At 67.3% G+C, this 18455-nt stretch carries 18 protein-coding genes; 12 read left to right on the forward strand and 6 right to left on the reverse strand.

Features of this window, described 5'->3' with window-relative positions; translation table 11 throughout:
* The first annotated feature begins 1 nt into the window (after position 1).
* The 3 genes from IPI67_32770 to IPI67_32780 all read left to right on the forward strand — a co-directional run bounded on the left by IPI67_32770 (position 2) and on the right by IPI67_32780 (position 3490).
* Positions 2-556, forward strand: a complete 555-nt coding sequence (locus tag IPI67_32770; protein ID MBK7584950.1) for a hypothetical protein — start codon at positions 2-4, stop codon at positions 554-556.
* Positions 553-3003, forward strand: a complete 2451-nt coding sequence (locus tag IPI67_32775; GenBank protein MBK7584951.1) for a hypothetical protein — start codon at positions 553-555, stop codon at positions 3001-3003. The genes IPI67_32770 and IPI67_32775 overlap by 4 nt, the downstream gene beginning before the upstream one ends.
* 103 nt (positions 3004-3106) lie before the next feature.
* Positions 3107-3490 (forward strand): DUF393 domain-containing protein, encoded by a 384-nt coding sequence (locus IPI67_32780; GenBank protein MBK7584952.1) that lies wholly within the window; start codon positions 3107-3109, stop codon positions 3488-3490.
* Here IPI67_32780 and IPI67_32785 read toward each other — a convergent pair.
* Both IPI67_32785 and IPI67_32790 read right to left on the reverse strand, forming a co-directional pair.
* On the reverse strand, positions 3471-4250 hold the full coding sequence (locus tag IPI67_32785) for a hypothetical protein (GenBank protein ID MBK7584953.1): 780 nt from the start codon (positions 4248-4250) through the stop codon (positions 3471-3473). The two genes, IPI67_32780 and IPI67_32785, sit on opposite strands and share 20 nt — an antisense overlap.
* A 380-nt stretch (positions 4251-4630) precedes the next feature.
* Positions 4631-5632 (reverse strand): hypothetical protein, encoded by a 1002-nt coding sequence (locus tag IPI67_32790; protein MBK7584954.1) that lies wholly within the window; start codon positions 5630-5632, stop codon positions 4631-4633.
* A 207-nt stretch (positions 5633-5839) separates the two neighbouring features.
* Here IPI67_32790 and IPI67_32795 point away from each other — a divergent pair, with 207 nt between their 5' ends.
* The 6 genes from IPI67_32795 (at position 5840) to IPI67_32820 (ending at position 12442) form a co-directional block, all read left to right on the forward strand.
* Positions 5840-6973 carry a metallophosphoesterase gene (locus IPI67_32795; protein MBK7584955.1) on the forward strand — a complete coding sequence of 378 codons (1134 nt, stop codon included), beginning with the start codon at positions 5840-5842 and terminating at the stop codon, positions 6971-6973.
* Positions 6974-7029: 56 nt separating this feature from the next.
* Positions 7030-8286, forward strand: a complete 1257-nt coding sequence (locus IPI67_32800) for a M48 family metallopeptidase (GenBank protein MBK7584956.1) — start codon at positions 7030-7032, stop codon at positions 8284-8286.
* 89 nt (positions 8287-8375) lie between these two features.
* Complete coding sequence (locus IPI67_32805; protein MBK7584957.1) at positions 8376-9755, forward strand: sulfatase-like hydrolase/transferase; 1380 nt, start codon at positions 8376-8378, stop codon at positions 9753-9755.
* A gap of 270 nt (positions 9756-10025) precedes the next feature.
* Positions 10026-10967 (forward strand): GGDEF domain-containing protein, encoded by a 942-nt coding sequence (locus tag IPI67_32810; protein ID MBK7584958.1) that lies wholly within the window; start codon positions 10026-10028, stop codon positions 10965-10967.
* A 24-nt stretch (positions 10968-10991) separates the two neighbouring features.
* The gene (locus IPI67_32815; protein MBK7584959.1) at positions 10992-11567 is read left to right on the forward strand and encodes an AgmX/PglI C-terminal domain-containing protein; all 576 of its coding nucleotides are present in this window, start codon (positions 10992-10994) and stop codon (positions 11565-11567) included.
* Positions 11568-11620: 53 nt separating this feature from the next.
* Entirely contained in the window at positions 11621-12442 is an 822-nt protein-coding gene (locus IPI67_32820; protein MBK7584960.1) for a hypothetical protein, read from the forward strand.
* Positions 12443-12508: 66 nt separating this feature from the next.
* Here IPI67_32820 and IPI67_32825 read toward each other — a convergent pair whose 3' ends face one another.
* From IPI67_32825 to IPI67_32835, 3 genes are all read right to left on the reverse strand, one after another.
* The gene (locus tag IPI67_32825; GenBank protein MBK7584961.1) at positions 12509-13978 is read right to left on the reverse strand and encodes a protein kinase; all 1470 of its coding nucleotides are present in this window, start codon (positions 13976-13978) and stop codon (positions 12509-12511) included.
* Between the two features lie 73 nt (positions 13979-14051).
* Positions 14052-14711, reverse strand: a complete 660-nt coding sequence (locus tag IPI67_32830; GenBank protein MBK7584962.1) for a TVP38/TMEM64 family protein — start codon at positions 14709-14711, stop codon at positions 14052-14054.
* Between the two features lie 29 nt (positions 14712-14740).
* Positions 14741-16105 (reverse strand): hypothetical protein, encoded by a 1365-nt coding sequence (locus IPI67_32835; GenBank protein ID MBK7584963.1) that lies wholly within the window; start codon positions 16103-16105, stop codon positions 14741-14743.
* A gap of 105 nt (positions 16106-16210) precedes the next feature.
* Here IPI67_32835 and IPI67_32840 point away from each other — a divergent pair, with 105 nt between their 5' ends.
* Positions 16211-16798: a hypothetical protein gene (locus IPI67_32840; protein MBK7584964.1), complete on the forward strand. Its 588-nt coding sequence runs from the start codon at positions 16211-16213 to the stop codon at positions 16796-16798.
* Positions 16799-16826: 28 nt separating this feature from the next.
* On the opposite strand, the gene IPI67_32845 is transcribed toward IPI67_32840, so the two are convergent.
* Positions 16827-17000 (reverse strand): hypothetical protein, encoded by a 174-nt coding sequence (locus tag IPI67_32845; protein MBK7584965.1) that lies wholly within the window; start codon positions 16998-17000, stop codon positions 16827-16829.
* Positions 17001-17245: 245 nt separating this feature from the next.
* On the opposite strand from IPI67_32845, the gene IPI67_32850 reads away from it, so the two are divergent.
* The gene (locus IPI67_32850) at positions 17246-17842 is read left to right on the forward strand and encodes a hypothetical protein (protein ID MBK7584966.1); all 597 of its coding nucleotides are present in this window, start codon (positions 17246-17248) and stop codon (positions 17840-17842) included.
* Positions 17843-17926: 84 nt separating this feature from the next.
* Positions 17927-18166 carry a hypothetical protein gene (locus tag IPI67_32855; GenBank protein ID MBK7584967.1) on the forward strand — a complete coding sequence of 80 codons (240 nt, stop codon included), beginning with the start codon at positions 17927-17929 and terminating at the stop codon, positions 18164-18166.
* The last annotated feature ends 289 nt before the right edge of the window (positions 18167-18455 follow it).

Below are 18455 nucleotides of genomic sequence, written 5' to 3' on the forward strand. Positions count from 1 at the left end.
CATGAAACGACACCTCTCGACCGGGCTCGGCGCTCTCCTCTCACTCACCCTTGGCTGCGGCGGCTGCGCTTCCGACGACACAAAGGCCGACAAACCCGACTCCGGACCGAGCTGCACTCTCACGCTCGGTTTTGGGTATCGGGATGCCAGCGGTGGTTTTGTGCTCTTCCAGGACGGCGACGACGCCGAGCTCACCCTCGGCTTTCAGGGCTTTCGGTACATCCAGTCGGTGCTCGAGCTCGGGGACGTGTCGGCCACGAGCGCGCAGCACTCGGCGCGCATCATCGTGGAGGGCCAGGAGCCCTACACCCTCAGCGACACGCCCGTGAAGCTGCACGACGAAGGCGGCAAGCTGCGCTCCGACGAGGTCCTGGTGTTCTTCAACGATCTGCCAGTCGTGGACATCATCGGCAAGAGCACGGAGATAACCCTGACCGCGAAGGCCGGCGGGTGTATCGGTTCGACGAAGACCGTCGTGACCTTGCGCGACGACGACCAGTGCATTCAACAGGAGGACGGCGGCCTGAGCTGCGGCGCGGCCGACGGCGGTCCATGAGGCGCGGCGCGCTGCTCTTGTGTGTGGCGGCACTGGGCTGCTCCGACGGTGAGGAGCGCATGCCGACCCGGCGCTCCCTCGAGCCGTATGCAAATCCGTTCGGGCCGTCGGATCCACTGTGGGCGCCTCAGCCGCGGCGTGAGCATCCGCTCGAGCTCGCGCTCACCCCCGACGGCCGCAAGCTGTACGTGACCCTGCAGGGCGTCGAGGACGAGCCGGGCACCTCCGTGGCCGTGGTGGACACCGAGACCGAGAGTTTGCTGCACAAGATCCCGGTCGGCTCTGGACCCACCGGCATCGCCGCCCACCCAGACGGCAAGTTCGTGGTCGTGACCAATCGATTCTCGAACTTTGCTTCGGTCATCGACGTGACCCGGGACGAGGTGGAAAAAGAGGTCGAGATCCCCTGGTACACGACGGACGTCGCCTTTACCCCCGACGGCAAACGCGCCTATTTCACCAATCGCTGGAAGGATAGCGTGCTCTTCTGGGACCTGGAGGTCGGCTCCGAGTTCCGGGTCCGCGGCGACAACTATTCGAGCGCGCGACCGGAGGCACCCGCTGGCATCCCGGTCCCGAACAATCCCCGCGATCTCGCAGTCTCGCCGGATGGAACGCGGCTGTTCGTGACGAGTGTGACCTCGCTGCAGTTGAGCATCATCGACACGGCGAGCAACCTGGAGCTGCGCCGCCTCGAGCTCGGCTCACCGCCTGGCGACATCGCCGCCGTCGACGGACGTCTCTTCATCACTCATTCCGGTCGTGGCACCCAGCACCTGCCCGACCAGGGTTTTGACACGGACGGGGACGGCAGTCCCGGCGACGGCACCGCTAACGTGGCGTTTCAGGATCTGCAGAACGAGCTGGCCGTCCTCGACTACGAGGGCAACTGGCTCTTCAACTACACCAGCGACAGCATGTGTTGCCGCGACTACCGCGACGTCGATCGCGCTCACCCGGAGAAGGGCGCCGCCATCCCCGCCCCGGATGATTGGCCCGCGTCGCGCATCGATTTTCTGCCGCCCGAGGCGACCTGGCTCGTGGCCTGCGCGCTGCCGGAGCAGATGGCGGTGCGTGAGAATCGACTGCTCGTCGCGTGCAGCGGCTCGAACGAAGTTCAGACCTTCGAGATTGCGCCGAGCGGACAGCTCAGCACGGCGCAGAAATCCGGGGGCCTGTTCCGCACCGGCATGAACCCGTACGGCATCGCACAAAGTCCCGACGGAAAGCGCGCGTACGTGGCGGAGCGCTTGGGCGAATACGTGACCGTGCTCGACCTCGAGGCAGGGCCGGGCCACGAGCGCCGGGTTCTCGTCGGCGACGTGCGGGACGGCGAGTTTCCGGCAACGGACGCGGAAATTGGCGAGGCGATCAACTTCGTGACGGCCGCGTTCACGGTCGACGGTGACCAGACCTGCGCGCACTGCCACCGCGAGGGTGACAACATCGCGAAGGCGGTGGCCATGCCCCTGCAGGCCGATCGCATCTTCGGCACCCGCATGATCATGGCCTATCGCGGCGCATTCGATACCCGTCCCTGGTTCTTCGAGACGGCGATGGACCAGACCAACTTCTTCCCCGTGATCAACGAGTTCGCGCGCAAGGAGAACTTCTGCTGCGAGGAGTCCGACCCGCTGATCTGGAGCAAGTATCCGAGTGTGTCGGCGTGCCAGGCGGACCCGAAGCTCTCGGGTTGCAACCACGTGCTCGACTGCAAGGACGATCCTCCGCCGGAGTGTGCGGCGCGAACCTACGGTAGCCCGCACGGCTTGCGAAACGCACACTTCAAGGCCGCCGCGCTGGAGCTGCTCTCCCGCGAGAGGAGCTTCGGGGACGGTTTGTATTCGGAGTACCCGGGCGCGGACGGTTCGCTGGTGCGCGAGGGCATTGCCCTCGATTTTGCCGGCGTGACCCAGGCCATTGGGCTGTTCTTGCTGCAACGCCCGCGCCTCTTGCCGAATCCAAATCGCGCGCTCGATCTGCCGGCAGCGCGCCGGGGACGTGACCTCTACACGTCGACGCAGACGGGCTGCAACTCGTGCCACCCGTTGCCTCTCACCACTCTCTCCGACAGCTTCAACCCCTCGGAGCTGCCGCTCCGCTTCCCTCCGCTCATCACCCCGGCAACGAACCCGCTCACGGGAAAACCCGCCAACGGCATGAACCAGGGGTTCGTGCAGAGCTTCCCGCTCGCCGTGCAGAGCGCCGCCGGCCCACATTTCGGCGTGCCTCAGCTCAGGGGCATCTGGGATCGCGCCGCGCGCTTCTATCACGATGGGCGAGCGCGAAGCCTGCGCGAAGCCCTCGCCACGCCCGGCCATGCAGCGCTCGGTCCCGGGCAGGTCGGGCACAACGAGAGCCATGGCATGCGCGACACCCACGGCGCCACGAGTCAATTGAGCGAGGAAGAGCTGAGTGACCTGGTGGCTTTTCTCGAATCGCTGTGACCCGCCTTGACGTTTGCGCTGCCCGAGCGAAATAACAACAGCGGTGACCGCCCGATCGAACCACCAGCTCGAGGTCTTCTACGACGGAGAGTGTCCGCTCTGCATGCGGGAGATCCGGATGCTCATGCGACTCGACCGCAGACGTCAGCGCATTCGCTTCACGGACATCGCCCGCCCCGAGTTCGAGCCCGAGGCGCTGGGCATGGACTACGAGAGCCTGATGCGGCGGATCCACGCACGGCTGCCCGATGGCAGCTTCATCGACGGTGTGGAGGTCTTTCGGCGGCTGTACGGCGCGGTGGGGTTCGGCCCCCTCGTCTGGCTGTCGCGCATGCCGGGCATCTCGCACTTGCTCGGCTGGGCCTACGAGAAGTTCGCGGCGAACCGTCTGCGCTGGACCGGACGCTGCACCGACGCCTGCGAGCTTCCGCCACGAAAAGTTCGGCGCGCGATCGAGCCCGAGGCGGTCACGGTGTCATCGCCGTAGCCGCGGCGGACAGGCGTTGTTTGCACTGACTCTCGAGCGCAGGTCCGGCGCGGAACTTGACCGCGTAGTCCACACAGGTGCGGTAGGCGTCGGTCGCGCGCCTCATGTCGGGGGCCACCAGGTCGAACAGCGCGGCGCGGTAACGGAGCTCGAGCTCACGGCTGCCGAGGGCGCTGGGTTTCGGAAGAGAGAGCAACGACCTGGCGGTCGCTTCGTGCAGAGCACCAACCCGCTCGGCCGAGAGCACCACCCAGTGCGGGGGCGGCAGGGGTTTGATCTCCAGAATTCGCCGGTACGCGGTCTCCGCCTCCTGGACCCGCGCCCGCCGGGTGAGCACGTACTTTTTCACGTCGCCCGTGACGTGGCGCAAGCTCGCATCCTTGGTGCCGGCGCCGCGGTAGCGCGGTGGTATCAGCGCTGCGGCGAGCTTGGCCTTCTGTTCGGCTTCGAAGAACAGCGCCTCGCCCAGCGCCGTCAGCGCGCGTCCCAGTCGGCGCATGGCCGGCAGCTCGTCCGGCGCGTCACCACCGATCTCGCGCGTTGCGGCCTGGGGGTCCGACCACAATGCGGTCACCTTCTGGAACTCGGCCGACGCCTGCTTGGTGTTGCCTGCGCGATCGCGCAGTCGCCCCAACAGCGCATGGGCCAGCATGCGATCTTCGAGGGTCGCGTCTCGATCGATCTGCGTGATCGCGGCTTCGAGTCGCCGCAGCACGAGGGCAGAATCGACGCTGTCGAAGTCCTGGCTGGCCTGACGCACGACGGGGTCACGCGGCAAGTCGAGTGGGGCTTGGGCCGCGGGAGCTGCGGGAGCCGCATCGGCCTGAGCAGCGGGAGCGGGAACGAGGTCCTCTTCTGCCGAGGGTCGCGCTTCGGGTGTGGGGGTGGGGGCCTGAATCGCAGGCGCGGGCCCGCGGGCCTCGCCGCGCGGCAGGCCCCCGCAAGCGGGAATCAGCAGCGTCAGCGCAAGAAAAGCTCGGTGCACAGCCGACTCCGACAGCTGGCTCGTTGAGTTGTTCACGGCGCGAGACAGAAATGTGCGCTGCCTGCTCCGCTCAGGCGTCCCAACCGACCAGGAAAATTTTCCCGATCGTCAGCGCGCGCTCGTCGCTGATGGGCAGGCTCGGTTCGACAGCGTGGTTACTTGCAGGTGATCGGGTTCGCCGAGTGCACACTCGGCGCGCAGCCTAGCGTACCCGCGTCGAGGCCCGTCCCGAACGGGGCGCAGTCCTGCATCTGACTGCTGCCGCAGTACTTGTTCTTGGCGTTGCTGCCATTGACCGGGAGGTAGCCTGAGCCGAGACACTTCCCGGGATTGTTCGGGTCGGGGCCACAGATGCCCGCTTTCGGATAGTCCGAGCAAAAATTCTCCTGCGTGTCGCAGTTGTAATCGAAGCTTGGACCTTGGTTCGTAGAGTACGCCGAGGCGCTGCAGTTGGTGCTGCCTGGAAACACCTTGTTGTTGCCGTCGTGGCAGTCGGCGCAGGCATTCGCCTTCGACGACTCGTCGATCCAGTTGCCGGGTGAGGGTTTGTTGCACGAGGTGACCATCCCGTACGGCGTACCGAAGCCGTCGCCGTCATTGTCCTTGCACCACTTGATCTGAGTGCAGCCGCCACCACTTCCGCCACTGCCACCGCTCGTCGTGCCGCCGCCGCTCGTCGTGCCGCCACCGCTGGTCGTACCGCCGCCGCTCGTCGTGCCGCCGCCACTCGTCGTGCCGCCGCCACTCGTCGTGCCGCCACCGCTCGTCGTGCCACCGCCACTCGTCGTGCCGCCGCCGCTCGTCGTGCCACCCCCACTTGTCGTGCCACCGCCACTGGTCGTGCCACCGCTGCCGCCGTTGCCGGTGCCGCCCGTTGCAACGCCACCCGTGCCGCCGCCCGCGCCACCGCCGGCGACGCCGCCCGCACCACTGGCGCCGCCGCCGCCGCTCACGCCGGCCATGTTGCCCGCGCCGCCATCGCCCGAGGTGCCTCCGGCTGACGTGCCGCCGCCACCAGTGCCCGAACCACCAGTGTTCGCGCCGCCCGTTCCCGACCCGGTGCCACCGGAGCTGAACAGCTCGCCGTTGTCACCGCCGCCGCACGCAGCGAGCCCCAACACCGCCGCACCCATGAACAGGATCGAGCCAGCACGCATGAGCTTCCTCCGGAGTCGACCCGCCAGGCGGGTGCCCAAGCGGGGACTGAGAAGCAGCGTTCGTGCCGCAAAACTTTGCCGCGATTTACCAGTGTAGGTGGGACAATGGCCTGACTCAGCTTGCTCTTCTATGCATCAATTGCGGAGCCGACCGCCGCGGCATCAACAGACCTGCCGCGGCCAGGCAATTCCGGGCACGCTCCGGGAATGCGAGTCGAAAGGGCGCTGCACGCAGCCCGCGCGGCGGGCGCCGGGCCATGGCACCGCGCCCCGACCGACGGACGTGAGCGCACGCGACGCTACGCCGTCGGGGATCCCCAGGCGCCCCTCGAAACTTTTCTCCGCATCTTGGACAAGAACGGGCTGCTCGCCGAGGACGGCTCGCTCGCGCCCGACGTGGCGCTGGTTTCGATCGGTGACCACTTCGACTGGGGCACCCCCTCTGAACGACCCGCGGCGCAGGCGGACGGACTGGCACTTCTGGCGTGGCTGGCTGCGCACCCCGAAGATCAGGTGACGCTGATCGCGGGCAACCACGACCTCGCACGCGTTGGTGAGCTGTTCGATCTGGACGACACGACGTTCCAGCTCGTACACACTCAAGCGCTCGCGGCGTACCGCGACGGCTCCCCCGATCCCGAGCTCGAGCGTGCCCTGTGCGAGGACAATCCGTGGCTGGCCACGGCAGAGCTTGCCGCGCGTGATCTGTCGGCGTTCAGCGTCGCACAGAGGGAGCTGGTCGCGACACTGCTCGAATCGGGACGCCTCCGGCTCGCATATGCGCCGGACAATTGCCTGCTCTTCTGCCACGCCGGCGTGACCCGCGCGCACCTCGATGCGGTAGGCCTGTCGGCCGCCGAACAGACGGATGCCCGCATCGTCGCTGCACGCCTGAACGACTGCCTCTCCCGCGCGGTCCGCGGCGCCGCCGGCGCGGCGCTCAGCATCGAGCACCTCCACCGACCCGGCAGCTACAGCGGCGGGGAAGGCGGAGGTGTGCTCTATCACCGACCGGGAAACCCGGACCTGCCTCGGAACGGCAGCCGCGACTTCGCTACCCTGCTCGGGCGGCGCTTCGATCCGCGCCGACTGCCGCTCGGGCTGACGCAGGTCATCGGGCACATCGCGGATCAGAAGTGCCGAGAGTTACTGGGTCCGTGGGCGCTCGGTCCCGCAGCCGCCCCGGGTGAGCCGCGCCACTTGGTCACGGACGGTCGAGAGGTTCGTTACCGCGCCGGCCTGCCGGAAACACTCGCGACCGCAGACCAGGCGAGCCTGCTGTTCATCGACGGCCACATGAACCGCACACCGCCGGAGCATTACCAGCTGCTCGAATGGTGAGCTCGAGCCTGGGCCATGCGCGTCAGTCGTGCTAACTCCCCGGGCTCTCCCCCGCGGTGAGTCGTATGCGCAGCGACGAGTGTGGAAAACGTCTGATCTCACGCGTCGACCTGGACGCGCTGATGCTGGATGACGACCGCGCAGGGTGGCTCGCACTCGCCGCCGACGAAGAATTTCAGGAGGCCATCCGACGGGCCTGCCGTGACAGCTCCATCGCGCGTCGGGCATGCATTCTTGCTTCGCTGCCCCTGACGGCCGACGTGGCGCCGGAGCTGTTTCAGGCGGTCGAACACGTGCGGACTCGCCTTGGCATCGAGGCCACGCTGGCGGTTCACCGCATTGCGGAGCCCATGCTCTCGCTCATCACTCCCGCCGATGACGGCCGAGTCTTGCTCGGAATTTCGCGCGTCGCTCTCGAACGCCTGGACACGACCGAGCTCACGTTCGTGCTGGGCCACGAGTTCGGTCATGCCCTGTTCGATCATTTTTCGCTCAGCCTGGACGCGCCGCACATGAGCGAGCTGCTGTCAGCGAGCCTGCGCTCCCGCTACCATGCCTGGCGGCGCTACGCGGAGCTGAGCGCCGACCGCGTGGGACTGCTGGCCTGCCAGGACGCGGACGTGGCCGTTCACACTTTCTTCAAGCTGACCGGCGGGCTCTCGGAGCCGAGCGCCGCGAGCAGCCCTCGCCCCGAACCGATCACGGGGCCGAGCGTGCAGCATACGGGGCTCGGCGGGACCGATGCGGACTGGTTCAGTACCCATCCGTACAGCCCGCTGCGCCTGAAGGCGCTGGATGTCTTCGCGCGCGCGCGGCAGTTTCACGACTCGCTTGGGCGCAGCGGCGGCGACCTCGACCGAGCGGCGGTCGAGCGCGAGATCCGCGACATCATGCAGCTGGCAGCTGACACTCAGGTCGACGACCAGGACGACGCGAGCCGGGAGCTCGGGGATTTTCTGGCATTGGCCGGCGTCGCCGTTGCGGCGGCCGACGGCACCGTCGTGGACGCGGAGCACGACCTGGTCATCGAGCTCGTCGGCCCCGAAGGTCGCCTCTCGGACGGTGCGCTGATCGAGGACCTCGACGACCAGGAGTTCGAGCGGCGAATGCTCGTCGCAGCCGAGAAACTCTGCCTGAAGCTGCCAGTCAGCCGACGCCGACAGATCATGGAAGACCTGGTCGCGATCGCGCTCGCCGACGAGGACCTCGCAGATGCGGAGGTCGAGGTGCTCGGCGCGTGCGCGGTGTGGCTCGGCGTCGACCCGGAGTTCGTTCAGGAGGCGATAGCCCGGCACGGGGCTGCCCTGGGCTGAGCGTGCACACGAGCGCAGGCGACGAACAGGGGCCGCGCGGACTCGTTTGCAATCTCGCCGGAACGTGGGTTTGATCCGCTGACTGAATCGTGCGGCGCCGTCTATTCTACCTGCTCGCGCCACTCTTGATCGGCTGCCGCGGGGGCGCCGAGGCCAGCAACGACCGCCCGCAAACGACGCCGGAGGCCTCTCTGAGCAACGCGCCTGCGCGTGCTGCGCCCGAGAACAGCGCCCCGCCCGCGATGCCGGATGCTGGCCCAGACGCCGCTGAAGAGCGGCCGGATGCGGCAACCTCGCCGGCGCTCAACGTGGTGCTCATCTTGATCGACAGCCTGAGAGCCGACATGCCGTGGGCCGGTTATCGGCGGAAGATCGCCCCACGTCTGACCGAAATCGAGAAGCGCAGCGTGAGTTACACCCGCGCCTATTCACTCTCGAGCGTCACCGCGCGCTCCGTGGCGCCGCTGCTGGTCGGGAAGTATGCCAGTGAAATGCCGCGCAACGGGTACTTCTTCACGCAGTGGTACTCCGACAACCTGTTCCTGGGTGAGCGACTGCAAGCGGCGGGGCATCGCGCGGTCGCGGCCCACGCCCATGCCTACTTCTTCGGCAACGGGATGAAGCAGGGTTTCAGTGACTACAGCGTGCTGCCGGGCACCATCTACAACTCGCCGGAGCCCAAACCGACGAGTGAGCGACTGACGGCCGCCGCCAAGCGGGTCCTGGCGAAAAACGCCGACCCCAGCGGCGCGCGGCGACTGTTCGCCTACTTCCACTACATGGATCCGCACCACGACTACATCGAGCACGACGACGCTCCCGTGTTCGGGGAAGAACCCCGAGACATGTACGATCAGGAGGTCTGGTCGACGGATCGATCGGTCGGCGAGCTGGTGAGCTGGATCCAGAAACAGGCGTGGGGCGCACAGACGGCCATCATCATCAGCGCGGACCACGGAGAGTGTTTCGGCGAGCACGGACAGATCCGACATGGGTACGAGCTGTGGGAGGCGCTGGTCCACGTACCGCTGATGTTTTTGGTGCCCGGAACGACTCCGCATCGGCTGGACGTTCCGCGCAGCCACCTGGACCTTGCCCCGACCATCTTGGAGTTGATGGGGGTGGCCATCGAGCCGCCACTCCGCGGCAAGAGCCTGAGACCCGAGCTCTTCGGCACACTGGGCGAAGCTCGTCCCATCGTGATCGACCTGCCGCGCGACAATCTCCAAGATCGCCGGCGCGCGATCGTCGACGGAGACTTGAAGCTGATCTCGCGCGGCGACGATGAACGCTGGCTGATGTACGACGTGGTTCGCGACCCGAAAGAACGCAAGAACCTGACCGAGACCCGCCCCGACGACTTTCGTCGCATGCGCAAGCTGTACGACCAACTCTCCCGGAGCATTCCGAACGAAGAGGTGCACGGCAACGCGGTGCTGAAGAACGCCCCGCCGGACCGACGCTGGTGAGCTCGCGGCGACCTCGGGCTCGCGCTTTCGATCACCGCGACTGCGCATCGAGCCCCGTCCCGTCAAGGTGGGTCAGCAGCCGAAATCAGCGGTAATTCACCGTCAAAAAAGCGCGCTTTGAGCGCGCTGCGGCAAAGCCTGCGGGCTCAGCTCCATCAAAACTCGGCCTCACCGCAACAGATTCGACCACTTCAGCTCGGGAGCGCCCGAGGCACGCGCCTTGCCGCGTTTCCAGATGTCATGATTGGTGCGCGAGAGCACGGAGGTTCCATGGACAGGCCACCCCGCCGGCCGCGTCGAACGAGTACGACCAAACTGCGCGCGGCGACCGACTTTGGGCTCGCCGGGCGCCCGAACACCACACCCACCGCGGCTCTCGGCGACCGCCACCTTTTGACCGTACTGCGCGGAGATCCGCTGGGGCGGGTCGCACGCGTCGACGAGGACGACATCGTCATCGGCCGGGGTGAACAAGCCAGCTTCGTGCTGAACGACCCGGCGTTGTCGTGGCTGCATGCACGGGTGTTTCGGAGCGACGAGCACATCTTCGTCGAAGATCTGCAGAGCACCAACGGGACGTTCGTGAACGATGAGCGCATCAGCAGCCCGACTCGCATCGAAGACGGAGCTCGCGTTCGCTTGGGCGGTTACACAGTGCTCAAGCTGAGCTTGGCCGACGAACTCGAGGAAGAGTCAGCCCGGCGTTTGTTCGAGTCGACCGTCAAGGACGCGCTGACTGCGGTACACAACCGGCGTTACCTGATCGAGCGCATGACCAGCGAGATTTCCTTCGCCGAGCGGCACTCTGACACGCTGGCGCTCCTGTTGATCGACCTGGATCACTTCAAGCTGATCAACGACAACCACGGCCATCACGTCGGGGACGCGGTGCTCCGGGTCGTCGCCGCTGCCATGCAGCGCGTCCTCCGCCCCGCAGATCTCCTGGCACGCCTGGGCGGCGACGAGTTCGTGATCCTCACTCGGCGTGTCACGCGGGAGAATGCCCGCATCCTGGCGGAGCGTCTGCGCACCCACATCGCGGGGCTCGATCTGCCGCTCGCAGGCGACGCACGCCTCACAGTGAGCGTGGGGCTGACGTTCGCCGGTCCCGAGCGAGGGTATCCGGATGCCGATGCGCTGCTCGCGGAGGCCGACATCGCGATGTACGAGGCCAAACACCTTGGCCGCAATCGGGTGGTGGTTCATGACTGAGCGCCCGCGCCGCTGACGGCCTGCGTGCGAGACCGCGACAAATCCGGCGCGTCGAGCACTGCCAGCGCTCCGGGCGCGGTTTCCACACCCAACTCACCGCGGCGCCCGTTCGTGCTGGGTCCGGCTCCCGCGAGCAGCCCCGCCAAGGAGCGCGAGACGGCGGTGCTCGCAATCATGACCGGGCTGCTCGCTGCCAAGGATCTTCCCGAGCTCGCCAGTGAGCCAGGTCGTGGTCTCGACCTCGATCTGCGGGACGAGCTGACCCCGCGGGCCGGAGTGACTTCGCGCGTCGGCGCGCTGAGCGTTCGCGGGGGTCTGTCTCCCGCCTCCGCCAAACAAACGCTCGAAGCAGCGCGCCTCCAGCTGCAAGGTTGTTACGAGCGCAGCCTGGCTCGCGACCCAAGACGAACCGGGCGCATCGAGCTCGAGCTTGCGCTGGGCAGCGATGGTCGCGTCAGCGACGCGAAGACCAAGCGCTCGACCTTCGAGAGCTCCGACGTGGTGCGGTGCGTCGTCGTCCGCAGCCAGAGCCTCCAATTTGCCGCAGGCGACGCGGGTTCCTCCACGCTATCGTTCGTGATCTCGTTTGCATCAGGCTGACGATTTCGCAGGAAAAGCGGCGTGGTTTCGGGCGGCGTGTCAGAATTGGGAACATGCGCCGTGCCCTCGTCCCGCTCGTGGTGATCGGGCTGGTCGCGACGTTCATGGTCGCGCGCCAGGCCACCCCCGCGGGCGGTGCGGAGCCCGAGCGCCCGGCATCCCCCGCATCCGCGGTGGAGAACGCCCCGGGTGTGACACGAACGCCGCCGCCCGAGCCCGCGCCCTCAGCCGAGCCGTCACCGGCAACCGAACCCACGCCTGAAGTGCGGCTCGTGCCGGTCTCGGGTGAAGAGCCCTCCCGAGTGGCGCCCGCCGAGGGCGAGTCGAGCCGCGTCTTCATCTACCTGCACGGGTTCTGCAGCGACGCCAACGGCATCAAGGAATGGGTGAGCGCCGCCCAGCGGCACGGGACGGTGATCGCACCCCACGGCGATCTGCAGTGTGAGGGACAGCCCGGGCGTTTCCGCTGGGGAAACGACATTCGCTTCATCGACTATCGCATCCAGCGCGCGATCACCTCGATCGCGAAGGCCCTGAATCGCAGCCTGGATCGGAACACGGTCACCCTCGTTGGGTATTCGGAGGGGGCGGCGCGCGCCCAATCGCTCGCGTGGCTCTACCCTTCCCACTACCCGCGCGCGGTGCTCATGAGCGGCCCTCAGGTTCCCGCGTTCGACAAGGTGCGCCACCTCGAGCGCCTGGCCGTGCTTCGCGGTGAGCGCGAGTACCGCCGGAACTACCGGCTCTCCACCGAGTACTTCGCCAAGGCGGGTGTGCCCGCGCGCTTCTGGGAGCTACCCGGCGCGAGTCACGGGGAGCTCGGTCCGGACGCGTTGCGGGTGTTGACCGAGGTGTTCGACTTCGTAGCGCGGTAGGCAAAGGCCCCGTGCGGCTCTCTTGCGCCGGAAACGCCTTGCGGGCGCTGCGTCACCCGGCCGCGCTCAGCGCGTGCGGCGCGCGCGCTTCACCGTCCTCTGTGCTTGCTCGGCCGAGTCTTCCTCTTCCGCCTCTCGAGACTGCTCGTCGTCGCTCACCCTCACCCGCTCGACCCGCTCCACCCGCACTCGACGCGCAGTCTCGTTCATCAACACCCGGGCGCCCCTCGCCACTTCGGGGTCCACGCGTGCCTCGTCGTCGTCGCCTTCCGGCATGTACACTCGGAGCGCGTGCAGAGCCACGCCGAGCCCCCAGCCCATGACGGGATACAGAAACCACAGATGCGAGCTGGTCAGCAGGTTCAGAACGAAGAAGAACACCGCAAAGATGCCCCAGGTCGCCAGGTGACGATTGAAGCGCCGAACCTGGCGAGTCCTGGCACGGCGCGGAGGCACGTATCCGTGCAGCTCTCGAGCGGCGGCATCGAGCGCGGCGCGATCCACGCCAACCTCGCGCGCCACTTCGACGAGCGTCTCGAAGCCGAGCCCGGGAGTGCGCTGCTCTTGAAGATCGACGGCGCGTTTGAGGATCTGACTGACCTGAGCCGTGGAGTACTGCGACAGATTTTCGCTGGGACCGCCAGGCGCGGGCGCTCGCTTGGCCTTCGGCTCGGGCGGCGGAATCGAGCCCGCCTCGCCGTCGAGAGCCGACACGAGCTTTTGCATGCTGGGGAAGCGGTCGTCCGGCTTCTTCTGCAGCGCGCGCAGCACGACGTCGGACAGGGCGCCGGGAGTGTCCGTCATGGGTGGTGGTGCGTCGGCCAACACCGACGCGCCGTATCCGACGGCGTCGGCGCCTTCGAACGGCAGGCGCCCCGTCAAGAGCTCGTAGGCCATCACACCCCACGAGAACTGGTCCGAACGTCCATCCAGCGCGCTGCCACGGATCTGCTCCGGGGACATGTAGCGGACCGTGCCGATGACGGCACCCTCGACCGTCAGGGTCCCGAGCCCCGGGCTCTGGGTCAGGCCATGCGGATCTGCAGCGCCCGCCAGCTGGCGCGCAATGCCGAAGTCGAGCACCTTGATGCGCTCGTCTTCCGTGAGCATCACGTTTTCGGGTTTCACGTCCCGGTGCACGATGCCGAGCTCGTGCGCGCGCCCGAGAGCGAGGGCAGTGTCGCGCAGCCAGCGCAAGCGCTGCGACAGCGGCACCGCAACATCGCCCACGACCGCCCGCAGCGCGCGGCCCGAGATCAGCTCCATCACGATGAAGGGCGTCCCCTCCAGCTCACCCACGTCGTGGATGGTCACGGCGTTGGGGTGGTCGAGCTTGGCGGCGGCGCGGGCCTCACGCAGCAATCGTGCGCGCAGCACGCTTCGGTCGGCCTCGTCGGCGCGGTCGAGGGCCACGACCTTGAGCGCAACTCGGCGATCGAGGCGCGTGTCATGGGCGCGGTACACAAGGCCCATGCCACCCTCCCCGATGAGAGCCTCGACCACATAATGACCGAACGCTTGTCCCGCCTCCAACATCGGGGCGCAGGGTACCAGAGGACCGGGAGTCGCGAGTGGTGACGCGACGAGCGCGCTGATACTGCGGACGCCGCTAGCTCTCCGGGTTCACTGCGGGCGCTTCGACCTCACGAGTCCGCGACGTCCGGCGCCGTCGAAGCAGCCATATGAAGACCCCGAGCATCACGGCGAGCGCCGCGACGCCGGCCCAGGTGCTTCCGGCGACGTTCGCCAGCCGGCCGAACAACTTCTCACCAAAATAACTCATGGCCAAGAGAGGCACGACGTAACCCAGCAGAGAGCCCCAGAAGTGGGTCGAGAATCGCACCTTCGAGACGCCGAAGAAGGCATGCAACAGCGGCGGCATCCAGAACACGAAGCGCAAGACCACGACCGTGGGAAGGGCGCGCCGCGAGAGGGCTTCGTCATACCTCCGGAAGCGCGCCGGGATCCGCTCTTCGATCCAGTCGCGCGCCACGAAGCGCGCGAACGAGAAACCCACCACACTCGCGGCCATCGTCCCCACCATGGACAGCGCGAAGGCCACGGGCCAGGGCCAGATCAGCGCGGCCGCGACGACGAACACCGTCCCCGGAATGCCGAACGGCTGCAGCAGCGCGTAAGAGACGATGAACACGACGTAGCCCCAGCCACCGAGGGCCACGAGCGATTGTTTGACCTGCGCCGGGTCGTGAAACTGCGCCAAGATCCCGAGGCGCTGAGCCACGACGAGCAGCGCGACCACCGCGAGCACGGCGGCAATCTTGGCGTTCCTCCGCCCCGTCACTCGATGCTCACACACTGCCCGCGTCCGGCGACGACGGCGCAGCGCCGCAGGCTCTTGGCGCGTGGCAAGACCACGGAGCCAGGCGAAGTGACGACGTATGCGCCCGCTGACTGGGTGTAGTCGGTCTCGCAGGTGTGAGTGTCGGCGAAGGCCTTCACCGCCGACAGCTCCGCGGCAGAAGCGCCGTCATACATCCACGGCATCGCACCGGCGTAGCCGTTGTCCCAGAAGCTCTTCACTACACTCGCGTAGGGCACGCCGTTCAGCGGTCCGGGTGGGAGCTCTCCCATGACGATGGGTTTGTCGAGCCCATAGCTCGACGCCAGGTTGGTGTGCGGCCAGTATTTATCGACCCAGTCGTAGATGTGCAGTTGATAAAAATCGAGGCCGACCTTGCTCCAGGCCTTCGCCCACTTCGCTGCGGCGCCACCCACGGTGACCATCGCTTGGCTCTCGCTGCGCAAGACGGCAACGGTCTCCGAGATGAAGATCTGCATCTCGGTGAAGGACACCGGCGCCAGGGTCGAGTCCGCCTCGAAGGCCGGGTCTCCGTAGGGATCGCTGCCGGTCATTGCCCACTCCGGCTCGTTGATCACGTCCCAGGCGATCACGCGCTTGGCATAGGGGCTGGCCGCGACCGCCTTTGCCACCGGCCTCACGACCTTGTCGAGCAGCGCCTGGCGTTTGCTGGCGTTCTTCACGATCGGGGTGATGCCCGGCGTCCAGATCCCCGAGACGCTCTCGCTCGGCTTGAAGTTGTCGAACGAGAACACCGTCAGCATCAGGTACACATCGGCCTGCTCTGCGAGCTCGAGGGCCTTGGCAATGTCCGCGAGCGTCGTCCCGCCAAGCCCCGTGGGAGTCTCACTGCCGTCGAAGAGCACGCCGTCGCCGCGAAAATCCGGAAACATCCACCAGCGCACCACGCTGACGCCGTGGGCGCGCATGTCGCTGAGCGCGGTCTGATGTGCGCCTGCCTGACCCGCGACCCCCTTGATGTTCCAGGCGGAGATCCCGCCGAAATCTCCAGCAAAATCCTTCCAGGCGTAGTTGATGCCGTACAGGAAGCGCTGCTTGCAGTTCCAGGTCACGCCGCCGTTCGGGGCGGGGCAAGTGTCGACACAAACGCCGCCCGAACCACCCGCTCCACCGCTCGCGCCAACACCAGCGGCACCGGCGGCTGCCCCTGTTCCGCTCTGACCACCGGCTCCGCCAGACGGCACGCCACCCGTCGAGGCTCCCCCCGTTCCGACCCCGGCGCTGCCGCCGCTCGCGCCCGGTCCCCCGGACGACGCGTCCTCGCCACATGCGAGCAGCACACACACACTCGCAAAGACCCACCCGACGCTCGAGGACCGCATGGCGAGCGCAGCGTAGCACGGGAGGTCCGACTGGGCTGGAGGGCTGCGCAACGACGCAGGCGCAGCGACTGGGCAGCGCGCTCGGGGGCGTGGTAGATCGTTGTCATGCAGATCGGGGTCAGGCTGCTGCTGTTCGTTGCCACCTGCATGGTCGGTTGCGCGACCTCCACCGATGATCTCGGACCCGAGTCGGACGCGAGCGTTGGCGGCGCCGGGGGCAGCAAGGGCGGCAGCGGCGGCTTCGGTGGGTCGAAGGGCGGTTCTGGCGGCGTGATCTCCGGCGGCGGGACCACGAGCGGTGGCGGTGGCTCCAGTGCGTTCGGCGGCTCCGCCGGCAGTGGCGGGCTCGGGGGCTCGGGTGGGCTCGGAGGCAGCGTCGCCGACGCTGCGACCGACGCCGACAGCGGCAGCGCCAGCGGGTTCGGACCGTGCGTCACTCAAAAAGAAATCGACAACCAGAGCGGCATCTTCATGATCGGCTTCTGCGGCAATCCGTTCGCGTGCTTCGCTTGCCCCAACGACGCGGTGAAACCCGGCGACATCGTGTGTTCGCCGAAATGTCTGTGTGTGCCGCTGCCGCCCATCTGCGGCGACGACGCAGGCGTGGACGGCGCGGACGGCGCAGATGGCGCGGACGATGCCGAAGCCGGCGATGCGGGCACATCCGACGCCAGTGACGCGGCCTCGGGTTGAGCGGCTCGGCGCAAGTCGTGCCGACGACTCAAGGACGACAGCTCTCGATGCGTGCAGACTCGGACGCTGCCACCCTGCGAAAGACCGAACACTGTTCTTGGTTGATCGGCTCTGGGCAGTAGCGACAGGCGAACTCGGCGGCGGCCTCGAGCATGAGCCGATGGCACTCGTCTCGCTTGGGTGAGCTCTGGGACCAGAGCACGTTCAGCGACTCCAGGTAGAGCTGCGCTGCGTAAACCCGCGTAGCACGTCACGACCACATCCCCCGCATAGACAAATGGCTCAACCGTCTCGCCAGCTGCCATGTTGCGGACTCGACCTCGGGGTGGCGTACTCTGGCGTGAGGCGCAGATGGGGCAGACACGGACAGCATCGGGCATCGCCGCGCTCTGTTTTTCCGCTGTCGTAGCATGCGCTGGAAGCTCTGAACCCTCAGCGCGGCCTCTCGTGCCCACCACCTCCACCGCGCAAACCCCGACCAGTAGTGCCCTCGCTGACGCCGCCGCACCGCCCGAGCCCGCGCCGCCGACCGGAGCGTGGCTGTCTGCGGCCGACTCGACGGCGCGCGCGTTCCCGCGACAGGACCGCTGCCTCTCGGAAACCGGGTGTCCGTTTCGCTCGGCCGTCATTCCGGTGTGCACTGGCAATCCCGAGCCCGTTTCGGTCGAACGCGCGCTGGCGATGGCCGCCAGCGACTCGCGCGGTGCGGTGATGGTTAGGGGCGTACTTCAGTCCCCTCCGCGGTCGACGCTCCTGGTGTGCTCCCAGGGGTCGTGCTGCAACACGACACGCGCCGACCTCTTCCTGGTACCCCCCGACACAGACCCAATCGCGTCAGGCAAAGCGCTGCGCCTGGCGGAATCCAAGTTTCCAGAAGCGTTCCACTGCAGCGGGGACGATTCGATGGTCTGCTGCGGCGTGGATGCTCGGAGTGGCGTCGTGCTCGTCTGGGGTTTGCTCAAGATCGCTGAGCCATCTGGGCTGGTCGTGCTGGACAAGGCCCGCATCTGTCGGGTCCGTGAAAGGTCGAGGGATGCGCAGTGAAGTCTGGACGCTCTTCACCTCCGGTCAGCTGACGTTGGCGCTGGATGATGCGTCCGCCACAACCGGTGGTATCATGCCTTCCAGATGGCCCAGCCCAAGCCCACTCCCGAGCCAGTGGTCGTTCCCGAGGCGCTCAAGCCTCTGGTGGAGCAGCTCGCCAACTTGAGCGGCGAAGATCGGCACCGAGTCGTTGAAGCCGCTGAGCATGCCGTTCGCGGCCGGCGTTTCCAAGGGGTCTCGCTCGAAGACTTGCGGCGACTGACGGGCTTGGTCGCCATCGGCGGAAACGCGCTCGAAGACTGCGACGCACTCTACGATGGCTGACGTTGTGCTCGACGCCAACGTTCTGGTGGGGCTCCTCGACCGGAACGACGCGCTGCATGTGGCTGCGACCCAGCTCGTGGGACGCATCACCGGGAGCGGTCACACGGTCGTCCTGCTCGATTTTTGTCTTGCTGAAGCACTGTCTGTCTTGTGCCGGAGGACTCGCGAGCGGAAGCGCCGCGGAACGCCAGGGCGGGCGGCGCGCAGGGGGCAGCCACGGCCGGGGGCCCCCAAACCCCGGGCCCGGGCCGCGCCAGTACGGCCTCGGGTTGAGCGGCTCGGCGCAAGT

The organism is Myxococcales bacterium (assembly GCA_016706225.1).
In the GTDB taxonomy this organism is placed as follows: domain Bacteria; phylum Myxococcota_A; class Polyangia; order Polyangiales; family Polyangiaceae; genus JADJKB01.

Bases quoted from the DNA above. Each gene is read 5' to 3' on its own strand.
- IPI67_32795 (MBK7584955.1), top strand. From the start codon at position 5,840: ATGCGAGTCGAAAGGGCGCTGCACGCAGCCCGCGCGGCGGGCGCCGGG.
- IPI67_32780 (MBK7584952.1), top strand. From the start codon at position 3,107: ATGCGGGAGATCCGGATGCTCATGCGACTCGACCGCAGACGTCAGCGC.
- IPI67_32820 (MBK7584960.1), top strand. From the start codon at position 11,621: ATGCGCCGTGCCCTCGTCCCGCTCGTGGTGATCGGGCTGGTCGCGACG.
- IPI67_32835 (MBK7584963.1), bottom strand. From the start codon at position 16,105: ATGCGGTCCTCGAGCGTCGGGTGGGTCTTTGCGAGTGTGTGTGTGCTG.
- IPI67_32825 (MBK7584961.1), bottom strand. From the start codon at position 13,978: ATGTTGGAGGCGGGACAAGCGTTCGGTCATTATGTGGTCGAGGCTCTC.
- IPI67_32770 (MBK7584950.1), top strand. From the start codon at position 2: ATGAAACGACACCTCTCGACCGGGCTCGGCGCTCTCCTCTCACTCACC.
- IPI67_32855 (MBK7584967.1), top strand. From the start codon at position 17,927: ATGGCCCAGCCCAAGCCCACTCCCGAGCCAGTGGTCGTTCCCGAGGCG.
- IPI67_32810 (MBK7584958.1), top strand. From the start codon at position 10,026: ATGGACAGGCCACCCCGCCGGCCGCGTCGAACGAGTACGACCAAACTG.
- IPI67_32790 (MBK7584954.1), bottom strand. From the start codon at position 5,632: ATGCGTGCTGGCTCGATCCTGTTCATGGGTGCGGCGGTGTTGGGGCTC.
- IPI67_32840 (MBK7584964.1), top strand. From the start codon at position 16,211: ATGCAGATCGGGGTCAGGCTGCTGCTGTTCGTTGCCACCTGCATGGTC.
- IPI67_32775 (MBK7584951.1), top strand. From the start codon at position 553: ATGAGGCGCGGCGCGCTGCTCTTGTGTGTGGCGGCACTGGGCTGCTCC.